Origin of the sequence: Flavobacterium sp. (genome assembly GCF_023151265.1) — a bacterium.
Lineage (GTDB): Bacteria > Bacteroidota > Bacteroidia > Flavobacteriales > Flavobacteriaceae > Flavobacterium.
In genome coordinates this window covers 1-10434 of record NZ_JAKLJH010000095.1, presented here as the reverse complement: position 1 = coordinate 10434, position 10434 = coordinate 1, and the positions used below count along the sequence as shown (strand labels likewise).

The following is a 10434-nucleotide window of genomic DNA, read 5'->3' as shown; positions in this document are numbered from 1 at the left end:
GCAACAAGAAACTGTTGAAAATAACAATATTATTTCAGAAGAAGTCACTCCAACCTCTTTCATAAAAATTGGATTACTGAGTTTGGTAAAAATTGGTTTTACTTCGAATTACATCAAAAGTTTTGCTTTAATTCTTGTGTTTTTCACTACCATATTAGAGAATCTACAACAGTTAAATACAGAAGTAATTGACGAAGATAAAGTTACGGGTTATCTAGATACTTTGCCCATTATAACTTCGTTTTTAATAGTGGTAGGGTTTTTTATTGGACTTATTTTATTGGTGAATTTGGTTCGAACGATTCTCAAATATTTCGATTTTACTATTCAGAAAAGCAAACAAGCAATTATTTTATCATACGGATTACTTTCGACAAAAAATACATTGTTGAATCCAAATAAAGTTCAAAAAATTAAAGTTACCCAAAACTACTTCCAAAAGAAGTTAGATGTAACCACAATTGTTATTCATCAAGCTTCTAGTGATGCAGAGAAAGTAAAAGAAAAAGACCAAATTGAAGTCCCAGGTTGTACAGAAAACGAGCGCGATGCAATTCTAAAATTGTTATTAGGTCAATTGCCTCAAAAAGGAACGATGTATTTGCCGAATTGGAGAAAATTAGCTGTGAATACGTTTTTCTTTTTATTAGTTCCAATTTTGATAACACTATTTTTGAATTATAAAACGGAATTCGTAACATGGAAAGACTTGTTTATTTATACCACCATTTTTTCTGTTTTTGTGGGATTAATGCTTTGGTTTTCGTTTAAAAATTATAAACTTTTCGTATCAAATGATTTCATCATCAAACAAAATGGCGCTTGGGATATTGGTACCACAATTATAGAACCATATAAAATTCAAGCCATCGAAACCCAACAATTCTTTTGGCAAAAAGCAACGAATATTGGTTCGGTTACGCTATCAACAGCTGGAGGAACCGTAAGTTTTACCACAGGAAATTATTCCGAAATTAAGCAATTAGTGAATTATTGGTTGTATCAAGTGGAAACTTGGGAGAAAAATTGGATGTAGAAGAGTTGGAAGTTTGGAGCAGAGAGTATGGAGTTTGTATTTGTCAAGCTGAACTCGTTTCAGCTTCTGTTTATAAAGATTAAATTATCATGGAATTAGTTTCAAAAGGAATCATCATTTGTTTTGGAGTATTTTTAATATACTCTGGATTTCTGATGTTTTTAAATCCTGAAAGAGCTAGAACCATAATTGGTAAAGCCGGAAGTACTTTTGTAATTAATTATGGAGAATTAGTTACTCGTTTAGTACTAGGAATATGTTTTGTTATTTGTGCCAAAATGAATCCTTATGAACAATATTTTAGCATTTTTGGTTACTTTTTAATTATTTCTGCTGTAATTTTAATGCTTACACCAATGAAAATGCATCACAAATTTTCAACAAAAGCAGCTGAAACATTAAAACCAATATACTTGAGAATTTGCGCACCATTTTCAATAGCTTTTGGTTTATTAATATTAGTTGCAATTATGAAATGATTTCAATAAACTCTTAACTTGAAACCTGAAACCTGAAACTTGAAACAAATAAAATAATGAAACACTGGATACAAGCCGCACGATTACGAACCTTACCACTTTCCGTTTCTGGAATTATTGTGGGAAGCGCTTATGCCTATTATCAAGGATTTTCCGATTGGAGAATTGTGGTTTTGGCGTTGTTAACTACGTTAGGATTACAAGTATTATCCAATTATGCTAACGATTACGGAGACGGCGTAAAAGGAACAGATGCCAACCGAATAGGAGAAAAACGATTAGTGGCAGCTGGAGTCATCACAGCCGAGCAAATGAAAAAAGCAGTTATCATCACAGCGGTATTGACTTTCATAATAGCTTTATTGTTAATTTACTTGGCATTTGGAAAAGAGAATTTCGCATTGAGTTTGATATTTATCTTATTAGGAATCGGTTCCATCGGAGCAGCTATTAAATATACAGTTGGGAAAAGCGCCTACGGTTATAGTGGTTTTGGTGATGTGTTTGTGTTTATTTTCTTTGGATTGGTTTCAGTAATAGGCTCTAATTTTTTGTTTACCCATTTTATCGATTGGAAATTATTTTTACCCGCAACCGCTATCGGATTATTAAGTGTAGCCGTGCTAAATTTAAACAATATGCGAGATATTGAAAATGATAAAATTGCAGGAAAAAATACCTTAGTGGTGAAAATGGGTTTAAAATGGGCAAAAAGATATCATGAAATTATTTTAGCAATCGGTATGTTGTCTTTTATGATTTTTTTAATGCTAATTAAATCTTCATTACTTCCTGTTTTATTAATTAATATCCCAATAATTATGAACATGAACAAAGTGAATAAATCTGAAAAATACGAAGATTTCGATCCAGAACTTAAAAAAGTAGCTTTAAGTACATTTGCCTTAAGTCTATTATTTTGGTTAACTTTAGTCTTTCTAAACTAATCACTAAAAAATAAACTATGAAAATCACATTTTACGGACACGCTTGTATCGGAATTACAGTAAATGATGTTAACATTTTAGTGGATCCATTTATTTCGGGTAACCCCAAGGCTTCTCATATTGATATCAATACTTTAGAAGCTGATTTTATTTTATTAACTCACGCACATCAAGACCATATTTTAGATGTGGAAGCAATCGCAAAACGAACAGACGCAGTAATTGTTTCTAACTATGAAATTGCTTCTCATTTTGGAAATAAAGGCTATAATTTCCATCCGATGAATCACGGCGGAAGTTGGGATTTTGAATTCGGAACCGTGAAATATGTAATCGCACATCACACGTCTTCTTTCCCAGATGGAAGCTACGGAGGACAACCTGGTGGATTTGTTATCGAAGGAGAACATAAAAACATCTACATCGCTGGCGACACAGCTTTAACTATGGATATGAAGCTAATTCCAATGCGAACAAAATTAGATTTAGCGATTTTGCCTATCGGAAGCAACTTCACTATGGATGTAGAAGATGCTATTATAGCTTCTGATTTTGTACAATGCGATAAAGTGTTAGGTTATCATTTTGATACGTTTGGTTACATCGAAATCAATCACGAAGAAGCAAAGCGCAAATTTTTCGACAAAGGAAAAGACTTGATGTTGTTAGAAATCGGACAAAGTATCGAATTGTAAATTTGGTACAAAAATTGAATGGTAATTAAACACATAGACACATAGTAAATTCGTGCAATTCGTGTTTAAATTTAAAAATTATAATGAATAAACTTTTATACTTCGTATCTGCTTTATTATTTTCGATATCGAGTTTTTCTCAGAAAGATGGTTTTTGGGACAAAGAACGTGCTACTACAAAAGAAATAACGCTTTCTGCTGGAAAGCGAACATTAATTAAAACAGAAGATTTACCTGTCGGAACTACGGAATTCGTTTACCGAATAACAGTTTTAGATGAAAATCAAAAGTTAACTTCGAGTTTGGTTTCGGTATTAAAAGCGATTCCTGATCCTACTGGAATTAGTCAAGGAACGGCTGGAGCAATTCATTTAACATCGGCTATTTCGGGTGATGATAAATGTACGTTTGCTTTGTTTCAAGAAGCTAATGCAGCTAATTTATTTCTAAAAGAAGGCAAAACCGATAGAGCGTGTTGGGAACAAAAAGAAAAAGTAAACAAAGATGCCAAGTTGATTTCGTCTTCTTCTTTGTGTTTAACCAATTTACCAAATCTTTGGTTCGGATTTGAAAGTCAAAATTGGGTAATGAATCAAAAAATTGTTTTAGAAGTTGTGCCTTGGGTCGATTATAAAGCAAGTAGAGGTTGGGATAAAACGGCTAAAAATGAAATTTTAAACCTAGCTAAAAAGTTACCAGTTGTTTCAAAATTGAACAAGAAAGATGCGTTTTATGCTGCTTTTATCGAAAATATCAGTAAAAAATATACTTTTAGAGAGTATACTCAACTTTTAGCAGTAGAGAAAAATAGCGCTATTGAAAAACTTACAGAAGAAAGTTTGAAAGGAACGGGAGAAGTAAAAGCGTATTACGACATTATTCGAGAGCAATCAAATACGGCTTTCCAAAAAGGAAATTATGAAGAAGCTATTTCAATTCTTTCCACCGAAATGTTTGCCAAAAGCAGAGCAACTTATATCGATTATAGAATTTTAGGTGATTATTATTTATATTCAAAACAATTCACAAAAGCCGAAGAAACCTATAATAAAGGCATAAAACTAAATCCATCTGAAATTCATTTTCAATTGAATTTGGCTCATGTTTATCTATTTACTGATAGAATTTCAGAAGCCAAAGCCATTCATAAAAAATATGCACACGAAAACTTATCTAACAGTAAAACTTGGTTAGCACAAACAAAATCTGATTTCGCATCTTTCGAAAAACACGGATTACCAACAAATGACTTCAAGAAAATTTTGAGGGTTTTGGAATAATCTCAACTTTTAAACTCATAACCACATAAACTTTTAACTTTACATTGAAAGCAACCTACAAAAAATATATCCTTAATTTTAAGCGACCAAGCGGTACTTCTCGTGGTGTGATGACGGAGAAAGAAACTTGGTTTATAATCTTGGAAGAGAATGGTAAAATCGGAATAGGCGAGTGTGGTATTTTACGAACACTTTCAGTTGATGATCGGTCGGATTATGAAGAAAAACTGCAATGGGTTTGCCAAAATATTCATTTAGGAAAAGACCAATTGTGGGAAGTATTAATGGAATTCCCTTCGATTCAGTTCGGAGTGGAAATGGCTTTTTTATCTTTAGATTCAAAAACACCTTTTGATTTGTTTCCTTCAGAATTTACAGCAGGTAAAAAGAATATGTTGATAAACGGTTTGGTTTGGATGGGTGAGGAACAGTTCATGAAAACCCAAATTGAAGAAAAATTAGCACAAGGATTTTCGTGTATAAAACTGAAAATTGGAGCGATTGATTTCGAGAAAGAGTTAGATTTGTTGCGATTTATTCGTCAAAATTTTGATGCTGAAACCATTGAAATTCGAGTAGATGCTAATGGCGCTTTTTGTGCTAATGAAGCTTTAAGTAAAATGAATCAATTATCTGAATTTGAATTACATAGTATTGAACAGCCAATTAAATCCAATCAACGTCAAGAAATGAAATTGCTTTGTCAAGAAACACCATTTCCAATTGCTTTAGACGAAGAGTTAATTGGTGTTTTTGGAATTGAGAATAAGCAAAAATTACTAGAAGAAATTCAGCCTCAATACATCATTTTAAAACCAAGTTTAGTTGGAGGTTTCAAAGGAACTTTAGAATGGATTTCGATTGCAGAAAGTTTGAATATCGGTTGGTGGATTACTTCAGCTTTAGAAAGTAACATCGGATTAAATGCGATTACGCAATTTACTTTCACACTCAATAATCCAATGCCACAAGGTCTAGGGACGGGTGGTTTGTATACGAATAATTTCGATTGTCCGTTGGAAATTGAGAAGGGACATATTCAGTATAATATTGATAAACAATGGGATATTTCAAATTTAGGTTTACAACTTTAATCTTCTTAATTTTGTAATCTGAAATCAAAAATCGTTAATCTACATTCATAAATCAAATGTTACGTTTAAAATTACCAACCGACCCAAGATGGGCTAACATTGCCGAAGGAAACTTAGAAGAAATTCTTACTGATCATGCGTGGTGCGAAATTAAAGCAGCATCTAATGCAATGATGTTAATTAATTTGTTGCCGGAGTTTACAGAAATCACAACAGAGTTAACTTCAATTGCAAAAGAAGAATTAGATCATTTTGAACAAGTACATGAGATTATCAAATCACGAGGTTGGGTTCTAGGTCGTGAACGAAAAGATAGTTATGTGAATGATTTATTTAAGTTTATGAAGCCTGGTAATCGCAAGCATTTAATTGTAGAGCGTATGTTATTTGCCGCTATGATTGAAGCCAGAAGTTGCGAACGTTTCAAAGTACTTTCCGATAATATCAAAGATGAAGAATTAGCAGTTTTTTATAGAGAATTAATGATTTCGGAAGCTAATCACTATACTTCTTTCTTACAATTTGCCCACGAATTAGCAGAAGAAGGTTACGACGTTAAAAAGCGTTGGGAAGAATGGTTAGAATTTGAAGCTAAAGTAATTGCGAGTTACGGGAAATCAGAGACGATTCATGGATAAAAAGTTTGCAGTCTCAGTGTTCAGTGAATATACCGCGACTGAAAACTGCGACTGTCAACTATTTTTAGCTTCAATCCACTTACTCATATACTTCGTACTCTGTAAACTTTGATGTTGTAAAATTTGCCCAAAGAAATTTTGATTTCTGTGTGTTTTCAAATTTTCTTGAAGATGTGCTACATGATTCATAAAATCACTTGCAAATAATTTTTTTTTGAAACGTTTTTCTATAATCTCATATCCATTTTTTTGAGCGGTTTCCCAAAGAGATTTGCTAGTATATAATTCAACAGCTTTTTCTACAAAATCATTTTCATCAGAAGTGATAAATCCATTCCAGTTTAAATTTCCGTTCATTGCTTCGGCACCCATTTTTGTTGTAATTGAAGGTAATCCCAATTGCATAGCTTCAAATAATTTTCCTTTTAAACCCGCTCCGTACGGAATTGGCGCTAACAAAACTCTTGATTTTGCATAGACTTCTGTTACACTTTCTGCTCTTCCTTTAATTAGAAAACCTTCTTTATCGTTGTGCAATTGCTTGGCTTTTTCAGAAACGTAAGCTCCATACACATGAAGTTCGGCTTCTGGAAGTTGTTTTTTGATGAATTTCCAATGTTGTTTCAATTGTAAAACAGTTTGCCAATTAGGTTCGTGTAAAAAGTTGCCGATGCTTACAAAATGGTTACGTGCTTCAAACTTTGGAACATTAGGATTAATTTCTTCCGATAGAAAAGGCAAATAGAACAAAAGAGAAGCATCAATTTTAAAGGTTTCGGTTGCCAATTGCATTTCGTATTCCGAAATCAACAACGTTAAATCACAGCGATAAATCGAAGCCATTTCGCGCTTGAAAACATCAGAAATATAATCTTCAAAAACTAATTCGCGATTTTGTTTGAAGGCTACTTCTCGAGCTTTTCTTAAGAAATGTAAATCTTCAGTGTCTAAAATTCGTAAGGCATTCGGACAATTTTCCATCACACGCCAGCCGTATTGTTCTTCTATCATGAATCGGTCAAATAGTACCACATTCGGATTTAGAGCTTTAATTTCAGCATCAAAACTGCTATCATTTAGCTCAATATCTTTGGTTTGAACCGAAATCTGATTCAAATCAAACGAAAAATCTGATTTTGAAGCCGAACACAAAAATGTAATTTCGTAATCTTTCTTTTGAAATAACGAAATGAGTTGCAACATTCTGTTTCCAGCTGCTGTTGAATTGGGTTCTGGCCAAACGGCTCCGATGATGACTAAATGCTTCATGTGGCAAAGATAGTTATATAGTTTTAGGTTTCAAGTTTCAGGTTTCAAGTTCAAATTGAAAATTTAAAAGTAAATTTGCGTAAATCACTAATCACCAAAAAATGAGTTTCTTTAAATTTTGTCCAAGTTGTGCTTCAACCCATTTTTCGTTTCCAGATAATCGTCGGTTTTTATGTGATGATTGTGGTTTTACGTATTATCATAACATTGCCGCTGCTGTGGCGATTATTTTTACGTTTGAAGATAGAGTGTTGTTTACAGTACGAAATGTCGATCCGGATAAAGTAAAAAAGGATTTACTATGTGGATTAATTTTGACTCATAAGGTGATAGAGGGAAATTATTTGAAGTAAATTAATACAGACATATATAAACAAAATATGAAGCAGATTTTTTTATTGATTAACGATTAATATTTTATAAACGTAAAAATAATCTTATTTTTTTCTATTTTTTGAAATACTTTTCTTATATTGCAGTCATAACTTTAAAAACTGTTAATTATGAAAAAATTATTTTTTACAATTGCTGTATTGGTTGCAATACCAATTTTCTCTCATCAGAATAGTAGAGTTACTATTACTGAAAATGTTACAACTACTGTTTGTGTACCTTTTAAGGTTGTAGGAGCAGGTCCTAATGAAGCCTATTTTTACTCTAAAGATTGTGCGTTAACTTTTATTTCAATTAATGGAGGAAATCTTTTTAAAGGTAACTATTGTGTTGATGAAGATCAAGTTTTTATTTGTTTATAATTTTTTATGAATTATAAATTGTAAATTCTTTTTTTTAATAATACTTATTTTAAAACTCTTCTTTATTTGAGAAGAGTTTTATTTTTTAATCAAATCTGATTTTCAAAATTGTGTCCAAGAGTTTTGAAAGTTTACAAAAGTAAAAGCTTGATATTTTATGAACTTAAATTGACAATCTATGAAACGGATTTACTTTCACTAAATACTCATAGTAAGAATTTTTCACATTGAGTACAATTATGAATTAGTTTACTCCATTCTTTTTTCAGATTCTAATTGAAAATTTAAAAGTAAATTTGCGTAAATTACTAATCACTAAAAAATGAGTTTTTTCAAATTTTGTCCAAGTTGTGCTTCTACACATTTTTCGTTTCCTGATAATCGTCGGTTTTTGTGTGACGATTGTGGTTTTACTTATTATCACAACATTGCAGCAGCTGTAGCCATAATTTTTACATTTGAAGACAAAGTGTTGTTTACAGTAAGAAATGTTGATCCAGATAAAGGAAAATGGGATTTGCCAGGCGGATTTATTGATCCGAATGAAACTGCGGAAGAAGCGGCTTGTAGAGAAATTAGAGAAGAATTGGGAATTGAAATTTCAAATAGTGATTTAAAATACATTACCACCTCACCAAATAATTATTTATACAAGAATGTTCCCTATAGAACGATGGATATTTTTTACGAATGTGAATTAACTTCCGATGTGATTAAAGTGGAAGCAGAAGACGAAATCCAAGAGTTAATTTGGGTAAAACGTTCAGAAATTGATTTGGAGAAAATTGGTTTTGTTTCGATTCGAAAGGTAATAGGTGAAAAATATCTAAGATAATTTTTTGTAATTTTCAGGTAAATCGCGGTAAGCATAATATTGCATAACTTCCTCTAAAGCAGCTTTCATAGCTTTGTTTACAGGTTGAAATATATTTCCTAATTTGAAATCTATTTGCGAAAGTTGCATGTAATATTCAGTGAAAATAGGTACAGATAAATTTGTATTTATAGCAGTTGTAGCATTTTCAAAATTTGTTGCTTGTCCTTCTTTTATAATGTTGCACGTTGCAATGCGTAATTTTCCGTATTTATCTGTTGTGGCACCAAAGCCGAAAAGTCGACAAATTAAACCTCTATATTGATACGTACTGCAATTTCCAGAAGTAAATTCTGCCAACGATTTTGGACGGTATAAAAAGCAAGTAGCTGTTGTGTTTTGTTCTAGCTCTATTAATGTTTCTTCGGCTTGACCATTTAAAAAAACATGAAATGCCCAAGGTAAAAACTCTAGTGGCGAAGCATCAATTTCGGGTGTTGAGCAACATTTTCCACATCCTGCAATACAACCTAATTTGGTTTCTTTTTGGAATTCTATAATTTCCACATCAAGATTTTGAAACAACGTTTCTACTAATCTTACGCGATTTTCTATAGAATTATCCATTTTTGATTGTTTTACAAAGAGTTAAGGTATAAAAAAAAGCGTTCAAATTCATGAACGCTTTTTTACTTTTGTGACCTCGACTGGATTCAAACCAGTAACCTTCTGAGCCGTAATCAGATGCGCTATTCAGTTGCGCCACGAGGCCGATTTTGTGAGTGCAAATATAGATATATTTGTGTAAATTGCAAACCCTAACAAGAAAAAAAGTAAATAAAAATGAACTTGCAAGACTATATTCGTGATATTCAAGATTTTCCAAAACCAGGAATCGGATTTAAAGATATAACTCCGTTATTACTTTCGCCAGAAGCAACAGCTTTTTGTTTGGAAACATTGGTTAATTCGTTACAAAATCAAAAAATTGATAAGGTAATAGGAGTGGAGAGCCGTGGTTTTTTCTTTGGTATGTTATTAGCACAAAAATTAAATGCAGGATTTATTCCGGTTCGTAAGCCTAAAAAATTACCATTTGAAACAATTAGTGCTTCCTATGAATTAGAATATGGAACTGATACTTTAGAAATGCATGTAGATGCAATTCAACCTGGAGATAAAATTTTAATTCACGATGATGTTTTAGCCACAGGAGGAACTGCAAAAGCGGTTTGCGAATTGGTAGAACAATTAGGCGGCGAAATCGTGCAAATGAATTTCTTAATGGAATTATCGTTTTTAAACGGAAGAGAAAAACTAGGAAGTAAAGAGATTTTTGCCGCTTTGACATATTAAAATAAAAAACCATCCGCTACAACGGATGGTTTTTTTAAACAAACTAAACCAATTAATTGCTGTATTAGAAA

General features: G+C 32.2%; 12 protein-coding genes, 1 tRNA gene and 1 pseudogene. 11 read left to right on the top strand and 3 right to left on the bottom strand.

What is annotated here, in order from left to right; all coding sequences use genetic code 11:
* The 7 genes from L6Q46_RS09705 to L6Q46_RS09675 all read left to right on the top strand — a co-directional run.
* Positions 1-1036 (top strand): PH domain-containing protein (locus tag L6Q46_RS09705; RefSeq protein WP_291284138.1); only part of this gene is annotated, 1036 nt, incomplete at its 5' end.
* Positions 1037-1125: 89 nt separating this feature from the next.
* Positions 1126-1515, top strand: a complete 390-nt coding sequence (locus tag L6Q46_RS09700) for a hypothetical protein (protein ID WP_291284137.1) — start codon at positions 1126-1128, stop codon at positions 1513-1515.
* 56 nt (positions 1516-1571) lie between these two features.
* Positions 1572-2462, top strand: coding sequence for a 1,4-dihydroxy-2-naphthoate octaprenyltransferase (gene menA, locus L6Q46_RS09695; RefSeq protein ID WP_291284136.1), 891 nt, complete (start codon positions 1572-1574; stop codon positions 2460-2462).
* Positions 2463-2479: 17 nt separating this feature from the next.
* Positions 2480-3157: a metal-dependent hydrolase gene (locus L6Q46_RS09690; RefSeq protein WP_291284135.1), complete on the top strand. Its 678-nt coding sequence runs from the start codon at positions 2480-2482 to the stop codon at positions 3155-3157.
* 83 nt (positions 3158-3240) lie between these two features.
* On the top strand, positions 3241-4437 hold the full coding sequence (locus tag L6Q46_RS09685) for a tetratricopeptide repeat protein (protein ID WP_291284134.1): 1197 nt from the start codon (positions 3241-3243) through the stop codon (positions 4435-4437).
* Positions 4438-4481: 44 nt separating this feature from the next.
* On the top strand, positions 4482-5531 hold the full coding sequence (locus tag L6Q46_RS09680) for an o-succinylbenzoate synthase (RefSeq protein WP_291284133.1): 1050 nt from the start codon (positions 4482-4484) through the stop codon (positions 5529-5531).
* A gap of 56 nt (positions 5532-5587) precedes the next feature.
* Positions 5588-6169, top strand: a complete 582-nt coding sequence (locus L6Q46_RS09675; protein ID WP_111565787.1) for a tRNA-(ms[2]io[6]A)-hydroxylase — start codon at positions 5588-5590, stop codon at positions 6167-6169.
* 54 nt (positions 6170-6223) lie between these two features.
* Here the strand turns inward: L6Q46_RS09675 and L6Q46_RS09670 are convergent, their stop codons facing one another.
* Positions 6224-7438: a glycosyltransferase family 4 protein gene (locus tag L6Q46_RS09670; RefSeq protein ID WP_291284132.1), complete on the bottom strand. Its 1215-nt coding sequence runs from the start codon at positions 7436-7438 to the stop codon at positions 6224-6226.
* 101 nt (positions 7439-7539) lie between these two features.
* Here L6Q46_RS09670 and L6Q46_RS09665 point away from each other — a divergent pair.
* The 3 genes and pseudogenes from L6Q46_RS09665 to L6Q46_RS09655 all read left to right on the top strand — a co-directional run.
* Positions 7540-7737, top strand: a pseudogene (locus L6Q46_RS09665) (NUDIX hydrolase); the annotation flags it as partial.
* A 204-nt stretch (positions 7738-7941) separates the two neighbouring features.
* Positions 7942-8193, top strand: coding sequence for a hypothetical protein (locus L6Q46_RS09660; protein WP_291284131.1), 252 nt, complete (start codon positions 7942-7944; stop codon positions 8191-8193).
* A 322-nt stretch (positions 8194-8515) separates the two neighbouring features.
* The gene (locus L6Q46_RS09655) at positions 8516-9028 is read left to right on the top strand and encodes an NUDIX domain-containing protein (RefSeq protein ID WP_291284130.1); all 513 of its coding nucleotides are present in this window, start codon (positions 8516-8518) and stop codon (positions 9026-9028) included.
* Here L6Q46_RS09655 and L6Q46_RS09650 read toward each other — a convergent pair.
* Both L6Q46_RS09650 and L6Q46_RS09645 read right to left on the bottom strand, forming a co-directional pair.
* On the bottom strand, positions 9020-9634 hold the full coding sequence (locus L6Q46_RS09650; RefSeq protein ID WP_291284129.1) for a YkgJ family cysteine cluster protein: 615 nt from the start codon (positions 9632-9634) through the stop codon (positions 9020-9022). The genes L6Q46_RS09655 and L6Q46_RS09650 overlap by 9 nt on opposite strands.
* A gap of 71 nt (positions 9635-9705) precedes the next feature.
* A tRNA-Arg gene (locus tag L6Q46_RS09645) sits at positions 9706-9779 on the bottom strand.
* Between the two features lie 71 nt (positions 9780-9850).
* On the opposite strand from L6Q46_RS09645, the gene L6Q46_RS09640 reads away from it, so the two are divergent.
* The gene (locus L6Q46_RS09640) at positions 9851-10363 is read left to right on the top strand and encodes an adenine phosphoribosyltransferase (RefSeq protein WP_291284128.1); all 513 of its coding nucleotides are present in this window, start codon (positions 9851-9853) and stop codon (positions 10361-10363) included.
* Positions 10364-10434: the final 71 nt, after the last annotated feature.

Coding starts and splice junctions, on each gene's coding strand:
- L6Q46_RS09700 (WP_291284137.1), top strand. CDS start 1,126: ATGGAATTAGTTTCAAAAGGAATCATCATTTGTTTTGGAGTATTTTTA.
- menA (WP_291284136.1), top strand. CDS start 1,572: ATGAAACACTGGATACAAGCCGCACGATTACGAACCTTACCACTTTCC.
- L6Q46_RS09690 (WP_291284135.1), top strand. CDS start 2,480: ATGAAAATCACATTTTACGGACACGCTTGTATCGGAATTACAGTAAAT.
- L6Q46_RS09685 (WP_291284134.1), top strand. CDS start 3,241: ATGAATAAACTTTTATACTTCGTATCTGCTTTATTATTTTCGATATCG.
- L6Q46_RS09675 (WP_111565787.1), top strand. CDS start 5,588: ATGTTACGTTTAAAATTACCAACCGACCCAAGATGGGCTAACATTGCC.
- L6Q46_RS09670 (WP_291284132.1), bottom strand. CDS start 7,438: ATGAAGCATTTAGTCATCATCGGAGCCGTTTGGCCAGAACCCAATTCA.
- L6Q46_RS09660 (WP_291284131.1), top strand. CDS start 7,942: ATGAAAAAATTATTTTTTACAATTGCTGTATTGGTTGCAATACCAATT.
- L6Q46_RS09655 (WP_291284130.1), top strand. CDS start 8,516: ATGAGTTTTTTCAAATTTTGTCCAAGTTGTGCTTCTACACATTTTTCG.
- L6Q46_RS09650 (WP_291284129.1), bottom strand. CDS start 9,634: ATGGATAATTCTATAGAAAATCGCGTAAGATTAGTAGAAACGTTGTTT.
- L6Q46_RS09640 (WP_291284128.1), top strand. CDS start 9,851: ATGAACTTGCAAGACTATATTCGTGATATTCAAGATTTTCCAAAACCA.